General features: G+C 44.7%; 27 protein-coding genes. 9 read left to right on the forward strand and 18 right to left on the reverse strand.

What is annotated here, in order from left to right:
- Window positions 1-106: 106 nt before the first annotated feature.
- From ybgF to aspS, 16 genes are all read right to left on the reverse strand, one after another.
- Window positions 107-907, reverse strand: coding sequence for a tol-pal system protein YbgF (gene ybgF, locus DPF91_RS09965; protein ID WP_117234281.1), 801 nt, complete (start codon window positions 905-907; stop codon window positions 107-109).
- 40 nt (window positions 908-947) lie between these two features.
- Window positions 948-1,490 (reverse strand): peptidoglycan-associated lipoprotein Pal, encoded by a 543-nt coding sequence (gene pal / locus DPF91_RS09970; protein WP_117234282.1) that lies wholly within the window; start codon window positions 1,488-1,490, stop codon window positions 948-950.
- Between the two features lie 30 nt (window positions 1,491-1,520).
- A complete protein-coding gene (gene tolB / locus DPF91_RS09975) occupies window positions 1,521-2,873 on the reverse strand; it encodes a Tol-Pal system beta propeller repeat protein TolB (RefSeq protein ID WP_117234283.1) in 1,353 nt (450 codons plus the stop codon).
- An 11-nt stretch (window positions 2,874-2,884) separates the two neighbouring features.
- Window positions 2,885-3,937: a cell envelope integrity protein TolA gene (gene tolA / locus DPF91_RS09980; protein WP_117234284.1), complete on the reverse strand. Its 1,053-nt coding sequence runs from the start codon at window positions 3,935-3,937 to the stop codon at window positions 2,885-2,887.
- An 11-nt stretch (window positions 3,938-3,948) separates the two neighbouring features.
- Window positions 3,949-4,392: an ExbD/TolR family protein gene (locus tag DPF91_RS09985; protein ID WP_117234285.1), complete on the reverse strand. Its 444-nt coding sequence runs from the start codon at window positions 4,390-4,392 to the stop codon at window positions 3,949-3,951.
- Window positions 4,393-4,394: 2 nt separating this feature from the next.
- The gene (gene tolQ, locus DPF91_RS09990) at window positions 4,395-5,093 is read right to left on the reverse strand and encodes a protein TolQ (protein WP_117234286.1); all 699 of its coding nucleotides are present in this window, start codon (window positions 5,091-5,093) and stop codon (window positions 4,395-4,397) included.
- Complete coding sequence (ybgC, locus tag DPF91_RS09995; protein WP_117234287.1) at window positions 5,083-5,502, reverse strand: tol-pal system-associated acyl-CoA thioesterase; 420 nt, start codon at window positions 5,500-5,502, stop codon at window positions 5,083-5,085. Before ybgC ends, tolQ begins: the two co-directional genes overlap by 11 nt.
- Window positions 5,503-5,659: 157 nt before the next feature.
- Entirely contained in the window at window positions 5,660-5,962 is a 303-nt protein-coding gene (ybgE, locus tag DPF91_RS10000; protein WP_117234288.1) for a cyd operon protein YbgE, read from the reverse strand.
- Window positions 5,955-6,062 carry a cytochrome bd-I oxidase subunit CydX gene (cydX, locus tag DPF91_RS10005; RefSeq protein ID WP_000270284.1) on the reverse strand — a complete coding sequence of 36 codons (108 nt, stop codon included), beginning with the start codon at window positions 6,060-6,062 and terminating at the stop codon, window positions 5,955-5,957. The genes ybgE and cydX overlap by 8 nt, the downstream gene beginning before the upstream one ends.
- Before the next feature lie 31 nt (window positions 6,063-6,093).
- A complete protein-coding gene (cydB, locus tag DPF91_RS10010) occupies window positions 6,094-7,230 on the reverse strand; it encodes a cytochrome d ubiquinol oxidase subunit II (RefSeq protein ID WP_117234289.1) in 1,137 nt (378 codons plus the stop codon).
- Between the two features lie 16 nt (window positions 7,231-7,246).
- Window positions 7,247-8,833, reverse strand: coding sequence for a cytochrome ubiquinol oxidase subunit I (cydA, locus tag DPF91_RS10015; protein WP_117234290.1), 1,587 nt, complete (start codon window positions 8,831-8,833; stop codon window positions 7,247-7,249).
- A 461-nt stretch (window positions 8,834-9,294) separates the two neighbouring features.
- Entirely contained in the window at window positions 9,295-10,302 is a 1,008-nt protein-coding gene (gene ruvB / locus DPF91_RS10020) for a Holliday junction branch migration DNA helicase RuvB (RefSeq protein WP_117234291.1), read from the reverse strand.
- A 92-nt stretch (window positions 10,303-10,394) separates the two neighbouring features.
- The gene (ruvA, locus tag DPF91_RS10025; protein ID WP_117234545.1) at window positions 10,395-11,009 is read right to left on the reverse strand and encodes a Holliday junction branch migration protein RuvA; all 615 of its coding nucleotides are present in this window, start codon (window positions 11,007-11,009) and stop codon (window positions 10,395-10,397) included.
- A 136-nt stretch (window positions 11,010-11,145) separates the two neighbouring features.
- Window positions 11,146-11,340 carry a hypothetical protein gene (locus DPF91_RS10030; protein WP_117234292.1) on the reverse strand — a complete coding sequence of 65 codons (195 nt, stop codon included), beginning with the start codon at window positions 11,338-11,340 and terminating at the stop codon, window positions 11,146-11,148.
- A 137-nt stretch (window positions 11,341-11,477) separates the two neighbouring features.
- Window positions 11,478-11,999 (reverse strand): crossover junction endodeoxyribonuclease RuvC, encoded by a 522-nt coding sequence (gene ruvC / locus DPF91_RS10035; protein WP_117234293.1) that lies wholly within the window; start codon window positions 11,997-11,999, stop codon window positions 11,478-11,480.
- Between the two features lie 106 nt (window positions 12,000-12,105).
- On the reverse strand, window positions 12,106-13,881 hold the full coding sequence (gene aspS / locus DPF91_RS10040; protein ID WP_117234294.1) for an aspartate--tRNA ligase: 1,776 nt from the start codon (window positions 13,879-13,881) through the stop codon (window positions 12,106-12,108).
- A 320-nt stretch (window positions 13,882-14,201) separates the two neighbouring features.
- Here aspS and DPF91_RS10045 point away from each other — a divergent pair, with 320 nt between their 5' ends.
- The 6 genes from DPF91_RS10045 to DPF91_RS10070 all read left to right on the forward strand — a co-directional run bounded on the left by DPF91_RS10045 (window position 14,202) and on the right by DPF91_RS10070 (window position 20,441).
- A complete protein-coding gene (locus DPF91_RS10045; RefSeq protein ID WP_117234295.1) occupies window positions 14,202-15,086 on the forward strand; it encodes a DUF72 domain-containing protein in 885 nt (294 codons plus the stop codon).
- 103 nt (window positions 15,087-15,189) lie between these two features.
- Window positions 15,190-15,927, forward strand: a complete 738-nt coding sequence (cmoA, locus tag DPF91_RS10050; protein ID WP_117234296.1) for a carboxy-S-adenosyl-L-methionine synthase CmoA — start codon at window positions 15,190-15,192, stop codon at window positions 15,925-15,927.
- Between the two features lie 92 nt (window positions 15,928-16,019).
- Window positions 16,020-16,991, forward strand: a complete 972-nt coding sequence (gene cmoB, locus DPF91_RS10055; protein ID WP_117234297.1) for a tRNA 5-methoxyuridine(34)/uridine 5-oxyacetic acid(34) synthase CmoB — start codon at window positions 16,020-16,022, stop codon at window positions 16,989-16,991.
- Between the two features lie 138 nt (window positions 16,992-17,129).
- On the forward strand, window positions 17,130-17,882 hold the full coding sequence (locus DPF91_RS10060; RefSeq protein WP_117234298.1) for an ATP-dependent zinc protease family protein: 753 nt from the start codon (window positions 17,130-17,132) through the stop codon (window positions 17,880-17,882).
- A 62-nt stretch (window positions 17,883-17,944) separates the two neighbouring features.
- Window positions 17,945-19,450, forward strand: a complete 1,506-nt coding sequence (locus tag DPF91_RS10065; protein ID WP_117234299.1) for an inactive transglutaminase family protein — start codon at window positions 17,945-17,947, stop codon at window positions 19,448-19,450.
- 4 nt (window positions 19,451-19,454) lie between these two features.
- Window positions 19,455-20,441, forward strand: coding sequence for an alpha-L-glutamate ligase-like protein (locus DPF91_RS10070; RefSeq protein WP_117234300.1), 987 nt, complete (start codon window positions 19,455-19,457; stop codon window positions 20,439-20,441).
- 397 nt (window positions 20,442-20,838) lie between these two features.
- Here DPF91_RS10070 and DPF91_RS10075 read toward each other — a convergent pair whose 3' ends face one another.
- The gene (locus DPF91_RS10075; RefSeq protein ID WP_117234301.1) at window positions 20,839-21,417 is read right to left on the reverse strand and encodes a thymidine kinase; all 579 of its coding nucleotides are present in this window, start codon (window positions 21,415-21,417) and stop codon (window positions 20,839-20,841) included.
- Window positions 21,418-21,501: 84 nt separating this feature from the next.
- Window positions 21,502-22,884 (reverse strand): cysteine--tRNA ligase, encoded by a 1,383-nt coding sequence (cysS, locus tag DPF91_RS10080; RefSeq protein ID WP_117234302.1) that lies wholly within the window; start codon window positions 22,882-22,884, stop codon window positions 21,502-21,504.
- Between the two features lie 253 nt (window positions 22,885-23,137).
- On the opposite strand from cysS, the gene DPF91_RS10085 reads away from it, so the two are divergent.
- The 3 genes from DPF91_RS10085 to DPF91_RS10095 all read left to right on the forward strand — a co-directional run bounded on the left by DPF91_RS10085 (window position 23,138) and on the right by DPF91_RS10095 (window position 25,742).
- Entirely contained in the window at window positions 23,138-23,632 is a 495-nt protein-coding gene (locus DPF91_RS10085) for a peptidylprolyl isomerase (RefSeq protein ID WP_117234303.1), read from the forward strand.
- Window positions 23,633-23,699: 67 nt separating this feature from the next.
- Window positions 23,700-24,437 (forward strand): UDP-2,3-diacylglucosamine diphosphatase, encoded by a 738-nt coding sequence (lpxH, locus tag DPF91_RS10090; RefSeq protein ID WP_117234304.1) that lies wholly within the window; start codon window positions 23,700-23,702, stop codon window positions 24,435-24,437.
- Between the two features lie 93 nt (window positions 24,438-24,530).
- Complete coding sequence (locus tag DPF91_RS10095; RefSeq protein WP_117234305.1) at window positions 24,531-25,742, forward strand: EAL and HDOD domain-containing protein; 1,212 nt, start codon at window positions 24,531-24,533, stop codon at window positions 25,740-25,742.
- Window positions 25,743-25,782 lie beyond the last annotated feature (40 nt).

The raw sequence follows: 25,782 nt of genomic DNA on the forward strand, positions 1-25,782 counted from the left end.
ACCCTATCGTACTCGCAATTCCAATTTTCTTAGTAGACGGCCATTTTTGTTTACTGACATAAAAAACCCCGCTAGTGCGGGGTCTTTGAAAACAGAGAGTTATCTACTAAAGATTTGCCTTTGCAGATTTCGCTGAAGCGCTTGTTGGGTACTCATCAACAACTTGTTGGTAGTACTCCTTAGCTTTAGCAGCGTTATTATTACGCTTTGCAATATCACCTAGCTTCACAAGTGCGTCAGCACGTTTATTGGAGTCTTTGAAACCAACTACAGCTATGAAGTTTTTCGCTGCTTCTTTGTCTTGCTTTTTAGCGAAGTGCAATTGACCGAGCCAATAATGGGCATTCGGTGCATAAACGGAATCTGGGTACGTTGCTTGGAAAGACTCGAACGCTGTAATTGCGCCAGTGTAGTCTTTCTGCTTTAAGATCAGATCAACCGCGTTCTGGTAAGCTGTTTGTTCGTCAGCGTTGCTTGAATAAGTGCCGCCTTTTTCAGCTGGTGTTTCTGCAGGAACAGCCGCTACAGCAGGCGCTGTCTTCACATCATTTCTGACTTTATCAAGTTCGACAAACAACTCTCTTTGACGTTGCAACATTTGCTGCATGTCGTAGGTATTCTTTTCTAGTTGACCACGTAGATCACTGATTTCCAATGACATATCGTCAATCTGTTGCTGTAACTGGAGCTGAAGACGATTGCTATTTTGCAGTAATCTCTCAAGACGTTGAGTTTCTGTCTCGTTACTTGAGCGGGTTGCTGCTTGAGCACTTGTGGTTGTAGTTGCAACTGCAGTGTTGCTAGTTGAACTGCCGATTTCTGAAACTGGTGCAGGTGCAGCAAGCACTGGGCTTGCTGCACTCGCCAATAACATCAGCGCAGCAGTACGCTTAAAGTTACTGAGCATGAGGTTTTCCTCAAAATTTAAGTTCTTGATACTAATGATATTAGTATACTAGAACAGCACGACGGTTTTTAGCGTACACATCTTCAGATTGACCTAGAAGAAGTGGCTTCTCTTCACCGTAGCTTACAATAGAGATTTGGTCAGCTTGAACACCTAGTGCTTGTAGGTAGTTAGCGACTGCTTGTGCTCGACGCTCGCCTAGTGCGATGTTGTACTCAGGAGTACCGCGCTCATCAGCGTGACCTTCGATAGTTACTTTGATAGATGCATCTTTGCTTAGGAATGCTGCGTGTGCAGCAAGCATCTCTTCGTAGTCGCCGGCGATAGTCGCGTTGTCGAATGCGAAGTAGATAGTTTGAGTTTCACGAAGCGCTTGCTCTTTTAGTTCTTGCTCAGAAAGCTGGCCGTTCGCATCAATTGGAGAAACAACCGTTGTATCAACGCCTTGGTTCTCGCCCGCAGCCGCTTCATTTGTTGTAGTTTGGCTAGAAGCATCAGTTGCTTCATCGCTTGAGCTACATGCTGTAACAGCTAGTACTGGTAGTGCAATTAGAAGCCCCTTAAGAACTTTGTTTAGTTGCATCTTATCTTCCTTTTTAAATCAATTTAAGTGCTATAAAAACGGTGACCATGCAGGAGCTCTTACACGCCCGTTGGTTACCGGTAATCTTGCTTTGAATCGACCATCGATAGAAACCATCGAAAGGACGTTCTGTTTGTTATAGATGGAGCTATAAATCACCATACCACCGTTTGGTGCAATGCTTGGTGATTCATCGAGTAGCGTCTTGGTGAGTATTTGTACTGCACCAGACTCTAAATCTTGTTTTGCTAGGTTAAATCCACTGTTACTTTGATTCACCATAACCAGGAATCGACCATCTGGCGTAATCTGACCACTGAGATTTTGTCGGCCTTGCCAAGTGAGGCGGCTAGATGAGTTATCGGCCAAATTTACTCGATAAATCTGAGGTTTACCACCCCTATCCGATGTGAAGACTAAGCTTTTGCCATCTGGGTGCCAGTATGGTTCTGTGTTATTTGAACGACCTCTAGTTACCTGAGTAAGCTTTTTAGATTGCAGGTCTAATGTGTAGACATGAAGACTACCAGTTTTAGACAGTACTAAAGCAAGTGACTTACCGTCAGGAGAGAACCTTGGAGCGCCGTTATGTCTTGGGTACGAGGTCACTTTTTCACGCTTACCTGAGTAGATATTCATGATAAAGATTTCGGCTTGGCCGTTTTGGAAACTCACGTACGCAAGTTTTTCGCCATCTGGAGACCAAGCAGGTGACATGAGTGGCTGCTTAGAGCGAAGGACCAACTTCTCATTGTAACCATCGTAATCCGCTACACGTAATTGGTAAGGGTACTTGTCTTTCTCATTCACTACGACGTAAGCAATACGTGTCATGAACGCACCACGGTCACCCGTCAGCTCTTCATATACAAGATCTGAAATTCGGTGAGCGTATTCACGAAGGCGTGGACCAGGGATTGTTGCTCGCTTGCTAAATAGAACATGATCTTTTGACAGAACAAGCTCGCCGTCAGAGCCTAGAGATTTACTTTGGCCTTTAGTGAGCTGACCTCGTACGATGTCGACTAACTGGTAACTGATGACATAGTTGCCTTCGGCATTCTGCGTAATGCTGCCCGTCAGAAGCGCATCGACACCTTTTTCGGTCCAAGCATCAAAGTTTACTTGTGCTTCTGTATAAGGCGTTTGAGGCATCTTGCTGGTTGCAATGGGGCTAAATTTACCACTGCGTTGAAGGTCAGAGGCGATCACCGCTGAAACATCATGAGGTAACTTGGTTGTACCTTCCCACTGGAATGGTACCACTGCGATTGGTCGTGCTGAGTTAATACCATCGGTAATCACTAACTCCAATGCAGCGTGGGCTAGATTCACGCTGTTTACGGCTAGGATAGTTAGCCCTAATAAAAGTCGTTTTATCACACTACATTCCTTTATAGTTCAACAGTTAGGTTAATGTTTTTAAGTTTGCTTACGACAGCAGGGTCACTCGGAAGCGGAAACGTATTCGTTTGAGCTACCGCTCTTTTCGTTGCGGAGCAAAGTCGAGAGTCCCCGCCTAAAATCGAAAGATTACCCACAACAGCGCTGCTTCCCGCAGGGATCAGTTTGAGATTAACTCGACAAGACTTTCCCGCAAAACTGTCCTCTACAAGCAAGTTGTTTTGGATCATCTGTTTATAAATTTCACCGTAACGACTCACCTCACTCGTTACGGCTTGTTGGGCCGCGCTTGAATTCGCAGAAGCCTCTGTTTCTAGACCAGCAAAGATGTCATTGAGAGCTGCTTCTTGCTCTTTACGTTCTCTTTCCAACTGCTCTAAACGTTCTTTTTCTTGACGAGCTTTTTCAGCGGCTTCTGCTGCTGCTTTCTCTTTCGCGATGCGTTCACGTTCAGCTTGTTCTGCACGTTCTTTCTCTAATCGAGCTTTCTCTGCCGCCTCTTTTGCTGCTTTCTCTTCAGCTATGCGTTGCTCTTCTGCTCTCTTCGCCGCTAATTCTCGCTCTTTACGTGCCTGTTCAGCTTTTGCTGCCGCAGCTTCTTTCGCTTTGCGGTCCGCTTCAGCCTTCGCTGCACGCTCTTTCTCAACACGAAGTTTTTCTTGCTGAGCTTTTTGTTCTTTCTCACGTGCGATGCGCTTTTTCTCAGCTTCTCGAGCGGCTTTAGCTTCTTTAGCCTGCTGCTCTTTTAGCTTACGAATACGCTCTTCTTCCGCCTTACGGTTCTTCTCTAAACGCTCACTTTCGCGGCGAAGCTTATCAAGGCGATCTTGTTCGGCTTTTGCCGTCGCTTGACGTTTCTCACGAATTTGTTGAGCTTGCTTTTGAACTAAAGAAGGATCGATAACCACAGCCTGAACCATGTTTCCTTGTGGCTCTGGTTTAGACATAGTGAAATCGGCGCCCCATAACAGAGCGACGATCAATAAGGCATGGAGGCCAAAAGATATGACAAGTGCTTTTTTTAGGTTGCTTTTCTTACTCATTGACGTGACAACTATTCCCTAATGTCAGTTAACAACCCTACTTTAGGGATTCCTGCACGGCTCAATTCATCGAGTAGCAAAACAACTTCTGCGTAAGGTGTTGCAGCATCACCGCCGACTGCAACTGGAGAGGTTGGATTGATAGAACGCTCTGCTTTCACGCGTACGATAATGTCTTGAAGAGAAAGGCCGCGTTGAACCTCATCATTATTGACGCTCAGACCGAGGTTACCCTCTTTATCGATTTCAACAATGATAAAGCTGCTCGCCTCATCACCCATCAACTCCGAAGCTGACTTTACGTTAGAAGCTTCTGGTAAATCGACATCAACACCCTGGGTAACGAATGGAGAGGTCACCATGAAAATGATCAGCAGTACCAACATCACATCGATATATGGCACCACATTAATTTCAGCGGTCATCTTTCTCTTTTTACGCTGATAACCTGCCATGGTTATTCCTTACCTGCTGTTTCCTGCCCCGCCATCGCTTGACGGTGTAGCACGCTATGGAACTCTTCAGAAAACGTCGCGTAATTATGCTCAAGCTTACTGACTTTGTTACTTAGGCGGTTGTATGCCATTACCGCTGGAATCGCAGCAAATAGGCCCATTGCTGTTGCGACAAGAGCTTCTGCGATACCCGGAGCAACCATTGCAAGCGTTGCTTGCTTCACAGCACCCAACGCGATGAATGCATGCATGATACCCCAAACAGTACCAAACAAGCCGATATAAGGGCTAATTGAACCAACGGTTGCTAAAAATGGCAGGCTAGTTTCCAAGTCATCAACTTCACGAGCTACTGCGACGCGCATTGAACGACCAGTACCTTCCATAATGAAATCGGGTGATGTTGCATTGGTCCTACTAAGACGGGCAAACTCTGTAAAGCCTGAATAGAAAATCTCTTCACTGCCCGCTAAGTCATCTTTGCGTTTTTTAACGTCTTGGTAGATCTTGCCTAAGTCTTCACCAGACCAAAAGCGGTCCTCAAAGTTTTCAGCGTCCTTTTCCGCCGCTGAAAGTATCTTGCTGCGATTGATGATCATTGCCCAAGAAGCAACGGACATACCCAACAGCACGAGCATTACACATTTAACTAACAAGCTCGCTTGCAGGAAGAGATCTAGAATCGATAGTTCAGCATTCACTCTTTGTTAACTCCAAAATAATAAATTGCGGTATGGCTTGAGGCTTCATTTTCACATTGTTGACACATGCTACCTTAACCAGTGCTTTACACAACGCTTGCCCCTCAGGATTGACTAACTCCTGACAGAAAGTAATTGACGCACGTTTTAGCTCTGAAACCGTAGTTAAAACATTCAGTTGCTCATCAAGCCGAGCGCCTTGAATGAAGTCAAGATCCATGTGTTTAACAACAAAACCAATGTTTTCTTCCAATAGGATATGTTGAGAGACACCGATACTGCGCAGCAGTTCCGTTCTTGCTCTCTCAAAGAATTTTAGATAGTTGGAATGGTAGACAACTCCACCAGCATCAGTGTCTTCGTAATAGATGGTGATGGGCCATGAGAATGGCTTGGCTAGTCCTTGCAAAATAATTCCAAAAAATAATCGAATATAAACAAGATACTATAATGAAACTGACCGAACAGGCTAGTTACAACTTGAGAATTACAGAACTTTAAACAAAAAAAGTGAGGTACTTGGCAACGCAAGACCTCACTTTGATTAGTTGTTCACCAACTGGTCGTTAGAACAACCACGCTGCTGAAAACAAGACAAGTATTAGATATGAGATGTATGGACTAAAAAGTACCTGCCAAATCCACAGAATAGGAATAAAACCGACGCTGTACACCATGCTTGAACAAATCGCCCATACAAAGCAGATGCCCATCAGTGGTGTAAAGCCACCGATTTGTTCCGCGTAAACCTCTGGTTCCCACATAAAAACGCCTACATGTGCCACTGCAATGATAAACAGAGCAACGCGCAACCAAACCTTGTTCATTGGTTGGTGCAGACGATTAAATGTGGTATTCAGGTTACTCACTATCCTTATCCATCATCTCAGAGTGCTCTAACCATAGAGCATTTATGATGCCGAATGCACACGCTAGCAATACACCCAGAATCCAAGCGAAATACCACATAATTAATCTCCTAAATTCGTATTACTATCGATTAGTAAGCTGACACATCGTTATCTTCGATGTGCTTCTTGTCCAGACGACCAAACATTTTGTAGTAAGTCCAAGTCGTGTAACCAAGGATGATTGGAACCATAACAAACGCTACGCCTGTCATTAGGTTCAGAGTTAGCTCACTTGATGTTGAATCCCACATAGTCAGGCTGTGGTCCGGCGTTAGGCTTGAAGGCATAACGAATGGGAACATAGCAAAACCTGCAGTTAAGATAACACCTGCGTTAGTCAAGCTTGATGCGATGAACGCTAGAGCGCCCTTCTCTGCTTTTGACGCGATGATAGCAATCACTGGCATCAATACACCTAGTGCTGGCGCAAGCCACATTAGTGGGTATTTTTCAAAGTTCATCATCCAAGCACCAGCTTCTAGAGCCACTTCTTTCGCAAGAGGGTTAGAAGGTGCAGCGATGTCGATTTCACTTGTAATCACGTAACCTTCGATACTTTGTACCCAGAAGCCCGCACCTACAAAGGTTGCGATAACCACTAGACCAGCGATTTGTGCAATAGAACGTGAACGTTCGTGCACCGCTTCAGTCGTTTTCATTTGTAGCCATGTTGCACCTTGCATGATGAACATTGCTAGACTCACAACACCACAAAGCAGTGCAAATGGATTAAGTAGACCGAAGAACGAACCGTGGTATGTCGGCATCATGAAGTCATTAAGCTCAAACGGTACACCTTGAAGAAGGTTACCAAAAGCCACACCGAAGATGACCGGCGGTACTACACCACTAATGCACAATGCGATATCCCATGCATTTCGCCATTTTGGATCTTCTACCTTTGAGCGGTAATCAAGACCAAGAGGACGTAGCCAAAGTGCTGCCAACGTTACGATCATCGCAAAGTAGAAACCAGAGAATGACGTTGCGTAAACAAGAGGCCACGCAGCAAATAGTGCGCCACCTGCTGTGATCAACCATACTTGGTTACCGTCCCAGTGCGGAGCAATTGTATTAATCATGACACGACGTTCAGTGTCGTTCTTACCAACAACAGGAACAAGAGCACCAACACCCAAGTCAAAGCCGTCAGTCACTGCGAAACCTACCATGAGTACACCGATCAGTACCCACCAGATAAGTCTTAAGATTTCGTAATCAAACATCTTATAAATCCTTTCCTTACGCTTCTACTTGGCGACCAACTTTGTCAGCAACTGAGTTTTCTTGCTGCTCGAAGTGGTAGCGACCTGTTTTCAGGCTACTCGGGCCTTTGCGCGCAAATTTCACCATTAGGTACACTTCTGCAATTAGGAACACGGTGTAAAGTGCCAAGATTGCAAACAGTGATGTCCATAGCTGACCAACCGTCAGAGCAGACGCAGCAACGTGTACAGGTAGGATTTCACCTACAGCCCAAGGTTGACGGCCATATTCTGCAACGAACCAACCCGCTTCAATTGCGATCCATGGTAGTGGAATACTGAATAGCGCTGCTTTAAGTACCCATGGTTTCTGTTCGATCTTCTGGCGGCACGTTTGAACAAACGCTGCACCAAATACGAATAGCATGATGAAGCCACAACCAACCATCAGACGGAAAGACCAGAATAGAGGCCAAACTGTTGGGATAGAATCATCCGCAGCTGCTTGGATTTGGTCTTCAGTTGCATCAACAACATCGTCAGTGTATCGCTTAAGAAGCAGACCGTAACCTAGGTCACCTTTCACTTCGTCAAACGCTGCCATGTTTTCTTCTGATTTATCACCCGCACGAAGCTTAGTTAGAAGCTCATATGCGTACATACCCGTACGGATACGCTCAACGTGGTCGTCACGAAGGTCACGTAGACCCGTTACTTCTTCGTCAAAAGAACGCGTCGCGATGATACCCATTACGTATGGGATCTTAATAGCGTAGTCAGTGTGCATTGTTTCTTGGTTTGGCAGGCCAAACAGAGTGAATGCAGCTGGAGCTTCTTCGGTGTGCCATTCAGCTTCAATCGCTGCGAGCTTCACTTTCTGAACTTCACCCAGCTCGTAACCAGATTCATCACCTAGCACGATTACCGATAAGATTGATGCCATACCGAAAGAGGCTGCAATAGCGAACGAGCGGCGTGCAAATGCAACGTCACGACCTTTCAATAGGTAGTAACCACTGATGCCTAGGACGAACATCGCACCACACGTATAGCCAGAGGCTACTGTGTGAACAAACTTAACCTGAGCTACTGGATTAAGAACAACTTCTGCAAAGCTCACCATTTCCATACGCATGGTTTCAAAGTTGAACTCTGCACCGACAGGGTTTTGCATCCAACCGTTCGCAACAAGAATCCAAAGTGCAGAGAAGTTTGAACCAAGCGCTACTAACCAAGTTACAACCAGGTGTTGACGTTTGGACAGGCGATCCCAACCAAAGAAGAATAGACCAACAAAGGTGGATTCTAAGAAGAAGGCAATCAGTGCTTCGATGGCGAGAGGTGCACCAAATATGTCACCAACATAGTGGGAATAGTATGACCAGTTTGTACCAAACTGGAACTCCATGGTTAAGCCCGTCGCTACACCTAGAGCAAAGTTAATACCGAACAGCTTACCCCAGAACTTAGTCATGTCCTTATAGATTTGCTTGTTCGTCATAACGTACATTGATTCCATGATGGCAAGGAGGAATGCCATACCTAGAGTCAATGGTACGAATAGGAAGTGATACATCGCTGTGAGAGCAAACTGCAATCGCGACAGATCAACTACGTCAATCATGGTAACTCCTTTCGTGTCGGCTGAAAGACACATTCACCATAGTGCAACTTAGTTCTAATCGTTGAGAATAGATGCGATTGTTAAGATTAATCGACACCTTGTTGCAACTATGTACCGCTTTGGTTAGTTAATTGTTAAGCATCAGCTAATATAGCTGCGGCTAATATTACTGGTAATGAAAGCTAGTTTCAAAAGGTTTATGACAGAAAAACACCTTGACCAAAATCAATTTTTTTACTGTCTGAATGATTAATAAAGCAGCAAAATGATTCAAATCAATTTTTGTAGTGTGAGTTATTACAGAGTCGTTAACAGCCGATAAGCCATCCTGGCAAGTAGTAACATAACCATTACAACAGTAAGGTTTTTCCATACCCCTTTAGGATCAGGAGTTATATCAGAAATGTGAGCTTGATCAAATAGGCCAAGCAGTATGCTTGGCCTATAAAAAGTTCGTTTGATTAGTTTCTATCCAATCCAAAGTGCAGATACGACCGATCAGTAGCAATTCGCCCTCTAGGAGTTCGTTGCAAGTAACCTTGTTGTATTAGATAAGGCTCTAAAACATCTTCAATCGTGTCTTTCTCTTCACCAATTGCTGCCGCTAAGTTGTCGAGGCCTACAGGCCCACCGCCAAATTTTTCCATAATTGCGAGCAGAAGCTTTCTGTCCATGTAATCGAAGCCCTGATTATCGACATCCAACATATTAAGAGCATTATCGGCAACGTTCTGGCATATATGGCCATTACCCTTCACTTCTGCAAAATCTCTCACACGACGAAGTAAACGGTTGGCGATACGCGGTGTGCCACGAGCACGGCGCGCAACCTCCAACGCCCCCTCCGACTCCATGGAGAGGTTTAGACAATCTGCACTACGCTGAACAATGTGCTGAAGATCCTCAATCTTGTAGTACTCCAGACGTTGAACAATACCAAATCGATCGCGAAGCGGTGACGTCAAAGATCCGGCACGTGTCGTCGCGCCAATCAAAGTAAACGGTGGAAGGTCAATCTTAATCGAACGGGCGGCTGGTCCTTCGCCAATCATGATATCGAGTTGGTAATCCTCCATTGCAGGATAAAGTACTTCTTCCACCATAGGGCTCAAACGGTGGATCTCATCAATGAACAAGATGTCGTTTTCTTCAAGGTTAGTCAGAAGTGCCGCCAAATCACCCGCTTTTTCCAATACAGGACCAGAGGTCGTGCGAATGTTCACTTCCATCTCGTTAGCAACGATATTCGCTAGTGTGGTTTTACCAAGGCCAGGGGGACCAAAAATTAGCAAATGATCAAGGGCTTCATTACGTAACTGCGCCGCTTTAATGAAAATTTCCATTTGATCACGTACGTGATCCTGTCCTCGGTAATCAGCTAACTTTTTAGGACGTATAGCACGGTCAATCACATCTTCTTCTTTGAAGACTGGATTCTCAGGTGCAATAAGGCGATCTGCTTCGATCATAGGTTTGATTTCCTAGTTGCAAGAATCCTAGCGCCTAGAAAGGAGTTCGGAAATTCTGGGAACTCACTTCTAGGTACTAGGAACTTATACATTTAAACCATTGATTTCAGTGCTTCACGGATGAGCTCTTCACTACTCATACCCGCTTTAGCAACTTGGCTAACAACTTTAGACGCTTGAGCTGGCTTATAGCCTAGAGCAAGGAGTGCACTCACCGCTTCTTCTTCAGCGTTTTGTTCCGGTACAGGCGAAGAGTCAATTGGAGCTGCGTCTGTAGCAGGAGTAAAGAGATCACCTGCGCCCCAGCCTTTCAGGCGGTCTTTCATTTCGACGACTAGGCGTTCAGCCGTCTTCTTACCTACGCCAGGAAGTTTGACCAGCGTTGAAATATCTTCTCGTTCAACACAAGCTACGAATTGGCTTGCTGTCATACCAGAAAGAATTCCCAGCCCCAGTTTGGGACCAACACCATTGGCTTTGATTACTTCTCTAAACAGAGAACGCTCTTTAACGGTATTGAAACCATAAAGCAGTTGCGCATCCTCGCGAACAACAAAGTGAGTGTAAATAATCGCTTCTTCACCAATGTTTGGTAATTCGTAAAAACAGCTCATTGGCATTTGAACTTCATAACCAATGCCGTTCACTTCAATTAATAATTCTGGTGGTTGCTTTTCAATAAGCGTTCCGCGAAGACGTCCAATCACTTCATATACCCATAACAATAAATTTGTCACAGAATAATAAAGAACTGGATAGACATCCAGTCCTTTCCGAGAGATTCACAATATAGAAGAGATTTTGTTCACTATCCGAGCAGTCAGCAAACAGTTATAGAAGAAGTTAGTATTTTCGGGTTTTACGGATAATTAAACCCAACATCATAGTGAACACCGCGATCGCACAAGAGATCATACCCGTCCACTTTTCATTACCTGTGAGCCTTTGCATGTTGAGACCTAGCGTAAAGAACAGCATGCCAACTAGGTAAGACAGACGTTCATATTCTCTGGCTTTATCCTTGCCTTTCTGCACCACTTATTATTCCTTCAGTTGCATTTAACACAATAACAACATGGCAAACTGTAATTTACAATAGGGAGAATGTCATTTCGATATCAATTGCTTCTTTATTACTCTTTAACTGTTACGTGAAGCACACTCAGTATCTGTTGCTAACGATATCGCCCCTTTCTTGCCCCTGTCGCCTTCCCTGCTAAGGCAACCAATGTCTTGTTGGTATTCGCATGACAAATCGCAACACCCAATGCATCAGCTGCATCAGCTTGTGGTTTTGCTGGCAGCTTTAGCATGTGCTGAACCATATGCTGAACTTGTGACTTATCTGCCCCACCAGTGCCTACCACCGCTTGCTTAATCAAACGTGCCGCATACTCATGAACTGGCAGATCCGCATTTACAGCTGCCACTATCGCACTGCCTCTTGCTTGACCTAGCTTTAGTGCAGAATCGGCGTTTTTAGACATAAAGACCTGCTCAATAGCAAACACATCAGGTTGAAACTGGGTGATGATTTCTGTGACACCCGCGTAAATCTGCCTCAAACGTCCTGGAAGTTCTTTCTCTGACATGCGAATACATCCGCTACCTAAATACTGAAGATGCCTTCCTTGCTGTCGGATAACGCCGTAACCGGTAATACGGGAGCCTGGATCTATTCCAAGAATGATGGACATTTAAACCACTGATTATTTATACATATATTTGTACTTAGTATATCGAAGACGAAAAAAAATGCCCGCGAAAATTCGCGGGCATTTTTAATCAGCGGAGAAAGAAAAATTACTCTTCTTCTTTCTCCGCTGCTTTCACAGCAATTGCTAGCTCTTCAAGCGCTGCTGGGTTAGCTAGGCTTGGTGCGTCTGTTAGTAGACATGAAGCATTCGTTGTTTTCGGGAAGGCGATAACGTCACGAATGTTTTCAGTACCACATAGCAGCATAACTAGACGGTCAAGACCGAATGCTAAACCTGCGTGCGGTGGTGTACCGAACTTAAGTGCGTCCAGTAGGAAGCCGAACTTCGCTTTTTGCTCGTCAGCTTCAATACCTAGGATATCGAATACTGCTGATTGCATTTCAGCGTTGTGGATACGTACAGAACCGCCGCCCACTTCGTAGCCGTTTAGAACCATGTCGTATGCGTTAGAGTTCGCAGCCGCTGGATTTGCTTTCAGCTCTTCTGCCGTCACACCTAGAGGCGATGTGAATGGATGGTGCATTGCGTGTAGGTTGCCTTCGTCGTCTTCTTCAAACATTGGGAAGTCAACAACCCATAATGGTGCCCATGCAGACTCGTTAGTCAGCTCAAGGTCAGTACCTAATTTTAGACGTAGTGCGCCCATCGCTTCAGAAACTGTGTTTGCTTTGTCTGCACCGAATAGGATGATGTCGCCAGACTCAGCGCCAGTGCGCTCAAGAATGCCGTTGATCACTTCTTCGTTTAGGAACTTAGCCACTGGAGATTGGATACCTTCCATGCCTGCTGCACGGTCGTTAACCTTCATCCATGCCAGGCCTTTCGCGCCGTAGATACCAACGAACTCGCCGTAGCTGTCAATCTGCTTACGAGTTAACTTAGCGCCACCTGGTACGCGGATTACTGCAACACGACCTTTCTCGTCGTTAGCAGGGCCAGAGAATACTTTGAACTCAACGTCTTTCACTAGGTCAGCAACGTCTACTAGCTCTAGTGGGTTACGTAGGTCTGGTTTGTCAGAACCGAAACGACGCATCGCTTCAGAGAATGGCATGATTGGGAACTCGCCTAGATCAACGTCTAGCAGCTCTTGCCACATATCACGAACCATCTTTTCAGTCGTTGCACGAACTTGCTCAGCGCTCATGAATGATGTTTCGATATCGATCTGTGTGAATTCTGGCTGACGGTCAGCACGTAGGTCTTCATCACGGAAACACTTAACGATTTGGTAGTAACGGTCGAAGCCAGACATCATTAGCAGCTGTTTGAATAGCTGTGGAGACTGAGGCAGCGCGTAGAATGAACCTTTGTGAACACGGCTTGGTACTAGGTAGTCACGTGCACCTTCTGGCGTCGCTTTTGTTAGTACTGGTGTTTCGATGTCTAGGAAACCGTTGTCATCTAGGAAACGACGAACAAAGCTTGATGCTTTAGCACGTAGCTTGATGCGGTCACTCATTTCTGGACGACGTAGGTCTAGGTAACGGTATTTTAGACGCTGCTCTTCTGAGTTCTTCTGGTTGAAGTCTAGTGGCAGAACGTCAGCACGGTTGATGATTTCAAGGCCTGTAGCAATGATCTCTACTTCACCCGTTGCCATGTCTTTGTTTACTTGGCTGTCTGGACGAACGCGCACTTCACCCGTTAGTTTGATACAGAATTCATTACGAAGTGTGTTAGCTACTTCATACGCATCGGCCATATCTGGGTCTACAACTACCTGAACGATACCTTCACGATCTCGCATATCGATGAAAATAAGACCGCCCAAATCACGACGACGGTTAACCCAGCCGCAAAGTTCTACAGTTTGTCCTGCAAGGGACTTGTTCAGGTTACCACAGTAATGGGTACGCATAATGAAATTCCCAATCTCTCTAATAAATTGATTACGTTCTGCTCAACGCAAAGGCCAAACAGATTAAAGCTCCATTTATACGCTGAAAGTAATCGAAAATCGACTGCTCAGCGTACGAATAATTGTGTTTTATCATGCATTGATGCATTTTGATACTACAAGTGCTCAAAAGCACATCAATTGATAAATATAAGCCGAGATTATAGCGTGAATTTGGTCATTTCTTCAAAAATCTCGTAATCTAGTTTGGTCGTGACAATGACTATCTCGGCTCTAGACAATTAGAAAGTGAAATAGAAAAAGGAACTTTAGGAATCATCATGCTTACCCCTCCTCCGCTTAGACTTGGTTTAACCATGTGGTCACACAATAACTGGCAACAAGGCTTTTACGGCTCAGGTACCAAGCCAAACGAGCGATTGGAGCGCTACGCCCAAGTTTTCAATACCGTCGAGGGCAACACCACGTTCTACGCGACACCGAATATCAGCACAGTGAACAACTGGAAATCGGCGACTAGTGATGATTTTCGCTTCACCTTTAAACTACCACAAGCGATAACCCACCAGCAGATGCTGAAAGGCTGTCAAAGCGAGCTTAAAGCATTTATGCAGGTTATGGCGCCGCTTCACGAACGCATTGGTCAGTGGACAATCCAACTACCTGCTGCCTTTGGTCCTGAGCACTTTGAGACACTCAAACAATTTTGTGCTCTATTTCCTGACGATTTTCAAATCGGTATAGAAGTGCGACACTCGGCTTTTTTCGCCAAAGGTAATGAAGAAAAAGCATTTAATCATTGGTTAATCGAGAATGGTTACGACCGTATAATTATGGACAGTCGCCCTGTATTTTCTGAACACCTCACTGAACAGCATCCACACTATAAATCTTTATTGGATGCACAACAGAAAAAGCCCAAGGTTCCGGTACATGCTATCGCGACAGCCAACAACCCGATGGTTCGATTTATCGGTCATCCGCAAGAAGAAAAGAACATCGCGTTCTTCAAACCTTGGATAAGCAAATTACCTGTATGGATTAAGGAAGGTAAACAACCCTACCTCATGATCCACACTTCAGATAACGTCATTGCCCCCGAGCTGGCTGCCAATTTATATAAGACACTTCAGAATTCTATACATTTACCGGACTTGGCAACTTTCCCAGCCCTTGGTGGCAACAATCAAATACAGATGTTTTGACTATAGTTTTCTCTTACACATGACATGGGCGTGAAATTCCCATAAAATACGCGCCTTTTTTGATGCTTGCTTGCCGAGAATCTCGGCTATTGAGAGAAACGTTATGAATCCTAACAGCAATCCGGACAACATTTTTTCGGCTCCAATCGATAAGATTGGTGACTTTACGTTCGATGAGCGTGTAGCCGAAGTCTTCCCTGATATGATTCAGCGTTCAGTACCAGGCTACAGCAATATCATTTCTGCTATTGGTATGCTCGCTCAACGTTTTGTTAAGCCACATTCTAACATCTATGATCTTGGTTGTTCTCTTGGGGCAGCAACGCTCTCAATGCGCCGCAATATTTCTCAAGAAGGTTGTCAGATCATCGCTGTCGATAACAGCGCAGCAATGGTTGAACGCTGTAAGCTACACATTAACGCCTACCGCAGTGATACTCCGGTCAATGTGGTCGAGGCCGATATTCGTGATATTGAGATTGAGAACGCGTCGGTAGTTGTTTTAAATTTCACGCTTCAGTTCCTCTCTCCAGAAGATCGTTACGCGCTCCTCGAGAAGATCTATGCGGGTCTTCGCCCAGGCGGTATTTTGATTCTATCTGAGAAATTCGTGTTCGAAGATGAAACAGCGAATGAACTACTCATCGACCTTCACCATGACTTCAAACGTGCCAATGGTTATAGCGAACTTGAAATCAGCCAAAAACGTAGCGCTATCGAAAATGTGATGCGCCCTGACTCGAAAAAAGAGCATAAAGAACGTTTTGCCAAAATTGGCTTTACCAGCTTTGACGTTTGGTTCCAGTGCTTTAACTTCGGCTCGATGTTTGCGATTAAGTAAAATAATAGTTCCTAGTTGAAAGATCCTAGTGCCTAGAAAAGCACTAAAGAACATCTCTAGGAACTAGAAACTCATTTCTAGGAACTCTATCCATGTTTAACTTTGCCAATTTCTATCAACTCATCGCTCAAGATACGCGCCTTCAGCCGTGGCTAAATGTTCTTCCACAACAGCTAACAGATTGGCAAAACGCAGAACACGGTGATTTCGACCGTTGGCTTCGTGCTTTAAACAAGATCCCGCAAGGCGCACCCGATCAAGTAGATCTAAAAAACTCCGTAACGCTGACTAACGATACGCCTCACCATCAAGGTGAACTTAAGAAGTTAGAAAATTTACTGAAGACGTTCCATCCTTGGCGTAAAGGCCCATACACCGTACACAGTATTCATATTGATACTGAGTGGCGCAGTGATTGGAAATGGGACCGTGTGCTTCCTCATATTTCTCCATTAAAGAACCGTAGCGTACTCGACGTGGGTTGCGGTAATGGCTACCACATGTGGCGAATGCTAGGAGAAGGTGCACGCTTAACTGTGGGTATCGACCCTTCACATCTATTTCTGATTCAGTTTGAAGCGATTCGTAAACTAATGGGTGATGATCAGCGCGCTCACCTACTTCCGTTGGGTATTGAACAATTACCAAAACTAGAAGCGTTTGACACCGTTTTTAGCATGGGTGTGCTTTACCATCGCCGCTCTCCACTTGATCATTTAATCCAGCTAAAAGACCAATTGGTATCTGGTGGTGAACTGATTCTAGAAACCTTGGTTATCGAAGGCGATGAAAACGCAGTACTAGTACCTGCCGATCGTTATGCTCAGATGCGTAATGTATATTTCTTCCCTTCTGCGCGCGCACTTAAGCGTTGGTTAGAGCAAACTGGCTTCGTCAATGTTCGTATCGTGGATGAGAATGTGACCACAGTTGGTGAACAACGCACTACTAATTGGATGACACACAATTCGCTACCTGATTATCTTGACCCAAATGACCCAAGTAAGACGGTTGAGGGTCACCCTGCACCTCGTCGCGCGATTTTGGTGGCTGATAAACCATAATTGACACATTTTTTACTTGGCTATTCTATAAAGTCAGGTAATCTGCATGCAAACTTCAAAAGGATGCTTCTCGCATCCTTTTTTGTAAGCTACACTTCACAAATAACAACAACTTAGTTACGTTTTATAAGGTCGTTGATGTACAAATTATTCGTTACCGCTGCTATGATTTCTTTAACAGCAGGGTGTGCAACCAAACAATTAGAAACGAACCATCAAGAAACACTCGGCACACTTAAGAATATCGAGAGTAAATTTGATAACAAATTAGAAAAAATTGAGTCACAACTTAACGAGCAAGACCATTATATTTATAGCCTTGAACAAGAAATGTTGGTTTTGCGCTCAAAAGTTGACTCGCTAACTCACTTAGCAGCAGCTCGACAAGCAGAGGAGCACGCCAAACTTGAACAGGAAGGTGAGTTGGAAGTGGCAGTCATGCCACGAATTGCTCCAATCAATGCCCCTGTAGTTCTAGGTTCTGTTGAAAAAGTAACGATTAACGACATCGATACCAATTTTGATGCTCGTATTGATACTGGTGCACAAACATCGTCGATCAACGCGTCAGATATTCAAGAGTTCGAAAGAAATGGTAAACGCTGGGTTCGTTTCCATATGTTCGATGAAACACAACCTGAACTATCAGAAGTATGGATTGAGTCACCAGTAATCCGATTTGCGAAAATTCGCCAATCAACCAGTTCTGAAACTGAACGCAGAGCCGTTGTAGAGCTTTGGGTGAAGCTTGGAGCTGTTCGAGAAAAAGCACAATTTACGTTGGCCGACCGCTCTCACATGAGCCACCCAGTTTTACTGGGTAGAGAGTTTATCAAGGACATCGCGTTGGTTGATGTAAGTAAACAATTTATTCATTCGGAAGAAAACTAAGATCCGACAGCTGAATCTTACTAATAACAAAGCTTAACGATCTAAAAACGATAGGACTGTTTATGACTTCAAAAGTGCCATTTTATATAGCGGTTGCACTACTCATCGTGAGTGGTATCGCGTTGAGTGTCTTAAGACATGACAACTACGGCGTACCTTGGACTCCGGGCGAATCTAGGCAAATATGGGATATTGAGGCTCGTGTTGAATTTCAGGCGCTAGGGGAAGCCGCTAAGGTTTCATTAGCAGCACCAAACACGCAAGATGGCTATACGCTGATCACGGAATCAGCATCTTCTCCGGGTTACGGCGTTTCTTATGTCAGTTCTGACTCTGGTCGCCGAGCTGAATGGTCTATACGCGAGGCCAATGGCGCACAAACCATTTATTACAAAGTTCAATTCTTAGTCGACGAGCAAGCAAACCCAGAAATAGAAGCTCCTACAGCGGAAGTTGAACAACCAACGTTTGATGGCCCAGTAGAGGCTGCAGCGATTGCTCTTATTGATAAAGCAACACAACGTTCAGCAGACAACATCACTTTTACGCGCGAACTTATCAAGGCTCTGAACGATAAAGACAGCCAAAACGCAGCACTTTTCCTAGCGAATATGGAAAAATCGCAAGCACTTGAAAAACTTCTTTCCTACGCAAAAGTCCCAAGTAAGTTAGTTGGTGTGGTTGAGCTAGAAGATGGCCGCCGCCGTCAACTTATCCAGCAAATGGTCCAAGTTTGGAGTGGAGATAGCTGGGAGCTATTTAGCCCTGAATCGCCTACACAAACGTTTGACGCTAATGTTCTAATCTGGGATGAGTCGAATGTTTCTTTGCTTGATGTCATCGGAGGTAAGAACAGCCAAGTTCATTTCTCGATGATTGCACAAGACATTAGCCCACGAGATGCAACCGCTCAGAAAGTAGAAGCAGACCAGTTACTTAACTTTTCAATCCATAGCTTGCCGTTAGAAGAACAATCGATGTTCAAAACCATCATGTTGATCCCTATCGGTGCGCTTATCGTGGTATTCCTTCGCGTCATCATCGGCTTGAAAACATCAGGTACCTTCATGCCAGTGCTAATCGCAGTTGCGTTTGTACAAACTCAACTTGTGACTGGTATCGTTGGTTTCCTATTGATTGTCGGTACCGGTCTGATTATCCGAAGCTATCTATCCAAACTTAACCTTCTGTTAGTTGCGAGGATCTCTGCGGTCATTATCACCGTGATCTTGATCATCGGTGCCTTTACCGTTGTCGCATTCAAGATTGGATTAACCGCGGGACTATCAATTACCTTCTTCCCTATGATTATCCTTTCTTGGACAATCGAACGTATGTCTATCCTTTGGGAAGAGGAAGGGCCAAAAGAAGTCGTGCTGCAAGGTGGCGGCTCATTAATGACAGCTGTACTGGTTTATTTGGCAATGACCAACCCGTACGTCCAACACCTGACGTTTAACTTCATTGGTCTACAGCTTATCGTCCTTGCATGTATCTTACTACTTGGTACATACACAGGTTACCGCCTAACCGAGCTACGTCGTTTTAAACCACTAGCGGAGGACTAAGCCTATGTTCAATAGACTCACCTCCCCTAGCAAGCTTAAAGCGAAAGGTATTATGGGTATGAACCAACGTAACCATAGTTACATTGGTCGTTACAATGATCGCTCGAAATACCCATTAGTAGATGACAAGCTAAAGACCAAAATTATTGCTCAGGAGCACGGTGCAACGACACCGGCTCTTATCGGCACCATCGGCAGCCAAGTGGAAGTGAAAAACATCCACAAAATGGTCAAAGATTGGCCAGGCTTTGTAATCAAACCAGCTCAAGGCAGTGGCGGTAAAGGCATTTTAGTTATCCTTTCTCATAAAGATGGAGTTTATACCAAGCCATCAGGAGAAACGGTTAATGAGGAAGATGTAGAGCGCCACATCAGTAACACGCTAGCGGGTCTATTCTCACTTGGCGGGAAGAATGACGTCGCAGTCGTTGAGAACCTCATTAAGTTTGATGACTGTTTCGATGGCTTCAGCTACGAAGGTGTGCCAGATGTACGAATCATCGTCTTTAAAGGCTACCCCGTGATGGCGATGATGCGTTTATCGACTTCCGCTTCAGACGGTAAAGCTAACCTGCACCAAGGCGCTGTGGGCGTTGGTATTGACATCGCTACTGGTAAGGCAGTTCGTGCAGTTCAGTTCGATTTACCTGTTACTGAGCACCCAGACACAGGTAAAGACCTAAGTACTCTGCAAGTCCCACACTGGCCAAAGCTACTGACACTAGCATCAAGTGCATGGGAGATGACTGGACTTGGCTATATGGGCACTGACATGGTGCTAGACCGTGAAGAAGGCCCGATGGTTCTTGAACTTAACGCTCGTCCTGGTCTGGCGATTCAAATCGCTAACGGCGCAGGCCTACTTCCTCGCCTACAACACATCGAGAACCTAGGCACTCCGAAGACCTACCCGACCGCTGAAGAGCGCGTGCACTACGCAGCAAAACACTTCGGTGTTCACGCTAATGAATTAGTACAGGGTGAGAGCTAGAGAGCTAGAGAGCTAGAGAGCTAGAGAGCTAGAGAGCTAGAGAGCTAGAGAGCTAGAGAGCTAGAGAGCTAGAGAGCTAGAGAGCTAGAGAGCTAGAGAGCTAGAGAAAAATAAGAGGTTGGCGTGTATACGTCAACCTCTTTTATTTTCATTAACTTAACCGTGTCATCCTCAAGAGGGAGGGACGAACGAGTTGGGGATCTTTCCGAATCCTTTGGCAAACGGGTCGATAGAGTAGTTAGAGGACATCATGGATAAAGATCTCCTACCACGCTCCTTCATCGCTATAGGAGATGACGAACATTATCTCAATCACACACCTGTCTATCTATATTCTGCAGGACGAAGTCCGTTCTAAAATCTACAGGCGCAGTCGTTCTAACAGGGCGAAGCCCGCTTACTTACCCAACGCTTCTTTGTAGTGCGTACGACAAACAGACACGTACTTATCGTTACCGCCGATCGCGACTTGGTCGCCTTCTGCAATCGCGACACCGTGTTCATCGGTACGAATAACCATGTTCGCTTTACGGCCACAGTGACAGATGGTTTTCAGTTCAACCAACTTGTCAGCCCAAGATAGGAGGTACTTACTGCCCTCAAATAACTCACCTAGGAAGTCAGTTCGTAAACCGTAGCAAAGCACTGGGATGTTCAGCTTGTCGACCACTTCAGTTAACTGATATACCTGCTCTTTAGACAAGAACTGGCATTCATCGACTAAAACGCAGTGATGCTTCTCTTTTTCGTTAAGTTGTTTGATTGATTCAAACAGGTCCGTTTCACTTTGGAAAAGATGCGCTTCTGCTTGTAGGCCAATTCGTGAACTTACTTTACCTACGCCGTAACGGTCATCCAGTGCCGCAGTAAAGATCACTGGATTCATACCACGTTCTTGGTAGTTAAAAGAAGATTGAAGAAGAGTTGTCGATTTACCTGCGTTCATAGCAGAGTAATAAAAGTACATCTGTGCCACGGGGCGTTACCTAAAATCAGAAAATTATAAAATCTATAAACAAAAGGGCTGAAGAATCAGCCCTTTGTGGTGTTAGTTATTCGCTTACTTACGACGCCAAGTTGTACCCTCTGGACCATCTTCCAGAACGATACCCATCTCAGTTAGTTTGTCGCGTGCCATATCAGCATTCGCCCAATCTTTTGCCGCACGTGAATCGTTACGTAGCTTAATCAGCGCTTCAATCTCAGCAACTTCATCATCATTGCCTGCATCACCTTTTAAGAAAGCTTCTGGGTCTTGGTGAAGAATACCAATAACGTCTGCCAGTTCACGCATTAGAGCACCCAGTGCACTCGCTTTCTCAAGGCTTTCAGTCTTGAGGCGGTTAACTTCACGAGCCATATCGAACAGTACTGAGTATGCTTCTGGAGTGTTAAAGTCATCATTCATCGCCGTCGTAAAGCGAGTCACGTACTCTTCACCACCAGCAGGTGATACCGTTAGATCAAGACCGCGTAGAGATGTGTACAGACGCTCAAGTGCTGAACGCGCTTGGTTTAGGTTATCTTCGCTGTAGTTCAACTGGCTACGGTAGTGACCAGACATCAGGAAGTAACGCACTGTTTCTGCATCGTAATGATTGAGTACATCACGGATTGTAAAGAAGTTACCAAGAGATTTAGACATTTTCTCTTGATCAACCATTACCATACCGCTGTGCATCCAAGTGTTCACATATTGAGTATCATGAGCACAGCATGATTGAGCAATCTCATTCTCATGGTGTGGGAACTGAAGATCCGAACCACCACCATGGATATCAAAGTGATTACCAAGAATCGACGAGTTCATCGCAGAACATTCAATGTGCCAACCTGGACGACCCGGACCCCATGGTGATTCCCATGTAGGTTCGCCCGGCTTAGACATCTTCCAAAGCACAAAATCCATTGGGCTGCGCTTAGCTGAGTCAACGTCTACGCGAGCACCCGCTTGAAGTTGCTCCAAATCCTGGCGAGATAGCTTGCCGTACTCGTCAAACTTCTTCACTTCAAACATTACATCGCCGTTTTCAGCCACGTATGCATAGCCACGTTCAATCAGACGCTCAACGAGGTCTACAATTTCTTGGATGTACGCCGTAGCACGAGGCTCAACGTCTGGGCGCTTCATGTTTAGCGCGTCGAAGTCAGCGTGCATTTCGCCAATAAGGCGCTCGGTTAGTGAATCGCAAGACTCGCCGTTCTCATTTGCACGCTTGATGATCTTGTCGTCGATATCTGTGATATTACGAACGAATGTTAAGTCGTAACCTAAGTAGCGAAGGTAACGAGAAACAACATCAAAAGAAACGAACGTACGACCGTGTCCAATGTGACATAAATCGTAGATGGTTACCCCACAGACATACATGCCGACTTTGCCAGCTGTAATTGGTTTGAATTCCTCTTTCTGTCTTGTGAGTGTGTTGTATATCTTTAGCATCTTCTCTTCTACTTAAGTGAGTACAAATAAAGTCAATTAGGCGAGAGTATACCAACTCATCCAGGGTTAAGTAATAGCAATTAGAACGAAATCATGTAATTGACTATTCTTAACTCAAATGTCTCATTTATGTGCTTCCACTATAACCCTAATTGCTATTTCGTTATCTCGTCACGAGTTTGAGATTTAATTGTGGGAAAAGTTAAGCTAGAATCCAGATTCTTAAAACAAAAAAACAGTATAGGTATCAATCATGATCATCCTTCACACAAACTTCGGTGACATTAAGATTCAACTGAACGAAGAGAAAGCGCCAGAAACAAGCGCAAACTTCCTAGAGTATTGCCGTGACGGTTTTTATGACAACACTCTATTCCACCGTGTTATCGATGGTTTCATGATTCAAGGTGGCGGCATGACTTCTGGTCTTAAAGAGAAGGCAACGCGCGCACCAATCAAAAACGAAGCAAACAACGGCCTAAGCAACAAAGTCGGTACGCTTGCTATGGCTCGTACGATGGAACCGCACTCAGCGAGTTCTCAATTCTTCATCAACGTAAACAACAACACATTCCTAGACTTCCGTTCAGAAAGCCTAGATGGTTGGGGTTACTGTGTATTCGGTGAAGTTGCAGAAGGCATGGACATTGTAAACAAGATTAAAGGTGTGAGCACAGGCACTATGGGTATGCACCAAGACGTACCTCTAGAAGAAGTGATCATCACTGGTACTACAATCGAAGAATAATATAAGCTTCGTTTACATTCAGAATGGATAAGGGGAGCTTTAATGCTCCCTTTTTTATAGTTATATCATGAAAACACTATTTATCTCAGATCTTCACCTCACGCCATCACGTCCAGATATTACTGATTGTTTTATTCAGTTCATGCGTGATGAGGCACCACAAGCCGACGCTGTCTATGTGTTAGGCGATCTGTTCGAGTTTTGGATTGGCGACGATGATACACGTCCGTTTGCTAAACAGATTCGTGATGAGTTCAAACAACTGACAGAGAAAGGCATCCCCTGCTTCTTCAGCCACGGTAACCGTGACTTTTTAGTGGGTAAGCGCTTCTCTAGACAAACCGGCGTTCAGCTGCTTGATGAAGAAGCAATCATTGATTTATATGGTCGCAAAGCACTGGTCATGCACGGTGATACCTTGTGTACCGACGATGTAAAATACTTGGCATACAGAGAAAAGGTTCATCAGCCTTGGTTGCAATGGGTCTTCAATCGTATCCCATTTTTCCTTAAGAAGAAGATTGTTGGCAAGGTTCAGTCCGATATAAAAGACGAGAAAAAAGACAAGTCTCTCGACATCATGGATGTTAACCAAAGCGCGGTGGAATCAACAATGAAAAGGCATGGGGTTGAGCTTTTAATTCATGGTCACACCCATCGTCCAGACATACATACGTTCACCTATGGTGAAGAAAAAATGACACGCATCGTACTCGGTGACTGGTATGAACAAGGTTCCGTATTAGAATTTACCGGCGACGATTTTTCACTTCAGGCACGCGCTTTTTCATCAAATAAAGCGTGATACTTAGCCGCAAGTTGATTTATAGATGTAGCTAAAAAGATACAAAGTCGTTACTATGTCGATCAGTATAAACAGAATGCGATACCAACGATAGTGAATTACTCTTACGTAGCAAGGCAGCCTATACTCGATAAAAACCGAGAAACGGTCGGCTACGAACTCTTATTTAGAGATGGTCCAAATAATACCTTTCCAGAAGTCGAGGCAGAATATGCAACGAGCCGACTTTTGACGGACCATATGCTAACCACTCACTACAAAACTCTTGATGGAAAGTTAGGCTTTGTTAACTTTCCGTATCAAAGTATCGTCAAACAAATTCCCACTCTCTTTCCTAATGACTCACTAATTGTCGAGATTTTAGAAGGTTGTGAACCAACCGATGAGCTTTTTGAAGCCGTTAAGAAGCTTTCCGTTCAAGGGTATAAGTTGGCTCTAGATGATTTCATTCCAAAACCGGAATGGAAGCGTTTTTTACCTTACATTTCTATCATAAAGTTCGATATTCGTCAGATCCCATTAGAAAAAGCAGCAGTATTCATTCAGAAGCTCCAAGGCAGCAAGATACGATTTATTGCAGAAAAGGTCGAAACCTACCAAGAGTTTTCCCAAGCAAAAAACGCCGGGTTTGATTGGTTTCAAGGTTACTTCTTTAGTAAACCGGAGATGATGAAAAACAGCGCAATATCACCTTTGTATATAACGGTCTCACAGATGCTGCAAGAGGTATCAAGTAACCCTGTCGATTTTGGAAAGCTAGAACGAATAATTACAGCGGATGTTAGCCTGTCATACAAACTGCTCAAGTACGTTAATAACGTTACGCACTTAGCGAACGAGATTAAGTCATTCCATCAGGCGTTAGTCTATTTAGGTGAAGAGCAACTACGTCGTTTCATCTCTCTATTAGCCATTGCCAACACTAACACGGGTAAACCTAGCTCTTTGTATGCTCTGTCTGTACAACGTGCTTTTTTTTGTGAAGAGCTGTGTATCAAGCACTTACCTAATATAGAGGTTGGGCAAGCATTCATCATGGGCATGTTTTCGCTGCTAGATTCGATCCTCGATCAACCACTAGAAGATCTATTGAACACGATTGCGATTGATAACGATGTGTATAAGGCACTTCTGTGTAACCAGGGGACTCTGGGTAAGCTGCTTGCGCTCACTAAAGCTTACGAAAAGGCCGACTGGAGCTGCGTGATGTCTCTATCAGAAGAGCTTGGAATATCGGGGCATACGCTCTCTCGAAGCTATGCAGATGCCGTTGCTTGGTCTGAAAGTGTTCTGGCAGTGAGATAATTTAGCAGTATAATTGCGCTAAATTTTCTATTGAGTTCCA

The sequence above is a fragment of the Vibrio maerlii genome, assembly GCF_003415655.1.
Lineage (GTDB): Bacteria > Pseudomonadota > Gammaproteobacteria > Enterobacterales > Vibrionaceae > Vibrio > Vibrio maerlii.

Coding starts and splice junctions, on each gene's coding strand:
- ruvC (WP_117234293.1), bottom strand. CDS start 11,999: ATGTCCATCATTCTTGGAATAGATCCAGGCTCCCGTATTACCGGTTAC.
- cydA (WP_117234290.1), bottom strand. CDS start 8,833: ATGATTGACGTAGTTGATCTGTCGCGATTGCAGTTTGCTCTCACAGCG.
- cmoA (WP_117234296.1), top strand. CDS start 15,190: ATGAATCCTAACAGCAATCCGGACAACATTTTTTCGGCTCCAATCGAT.
- DPF91_RS10045 (WP_117234295.1), top strand. CDS start 14,202: ATGCTTACCCCTCCTCCGCTTAGACTTGGTTTAACCATGTGGTCACAC.
- cydB (WP_117234289.1), bottom strand. CDS start 7,230: ATGTTTGATTACGAAATCTTAAGACTTATCTGGTGGGTACTGATCGGT.
- cysS (WP_117234302.1), bottom strand. CDS start 22,884: ATGCTAAAGATATACAACACACTCACAAGACAGAAAGAGGAATTCAAA.
- aspS (WP_117234294.1), bottom strand. CDS start 13,881: ATGCGTACCCATTACTGTGGTAACCTGAACAAGTCCCTTGCAGGACAA.
- cmoB (WP_117234297.1), top strand. CDS start 16,020: ATGTTTAACTTTGCCAATTTCTATCAACTCATCGCTCAAGATACGCGC.
- DPF91_RS10085 (WP_117234303.1), top strand. CDS start 23,138: ATGATCATCCTTCACACAAACTTCGGTGACATTAAGATTCAACTGAAC.
- lpxH (WP_117234304.1), top strand. CDS start 23,700: ATGAAAACACTATTTATCTCAGATCTTCACCTCACGCCATCACGTCCA.
- DPF91_RS09985 (WP_117234285.1), bottom strand. CDS start 4,392: ATGGCAGGTTATCAGCGTAAAAAGAGAAAGATGACCGCTGAAATTAAT.
- pal (WP_117234282.1), bottom strand. CDS start 1,490: ATGCAACTAAACAAAGTTCTTAAGGGGCTTCTAATTGCACTACCAGTA.
- ybgF (WP_117234281.1), bottom strand. CDS start 907: ATGCTCAGTAACTTTAAGCGTACTGCTGCGCTGATGTTATTGGCGAGT.
- tolA (WP_117234284.1), bottom strand. CDS start 3,937: ATGAGTAAGAAAAGCAACCTAAAAAAAGCACTTGTCATATCTTTTGGC.
- DPF91_RS10065 (WP_117234299.1), top strand. CDS start 17,945: ATGACTTCAAAAGTGCCATTTTATATAGCGGTTGCACTACTCATCGTG.
- ruvB (WP_117234291.1), bottom strand. CDS start 10,302: ATGATCGAAGCAGATCGCCTTATTGCACCTGAGAATCCAGTCTTCAAA.
- cydX (WP_000270284.1), bottom strand. CDS start 6,062: ATGTGGTATTTCGCTTGGATTCTGGGTGTATTGCTAGCGTGTGCATTC.
- DPF91_RS10070 (WP_117234300.1), top strand. CDS start 19,455: ATGTTCAATAGACTCACCTCCCCTAGCAAGCTTAAAGCGAAAGGTATT.
- DPF91_RS10060 (WP_117234298.1), top strand. CDS start 17,130: ATGTACAAATTATTCGTTACCGCTGCTATGATTTCTTTAACAGCAGGG.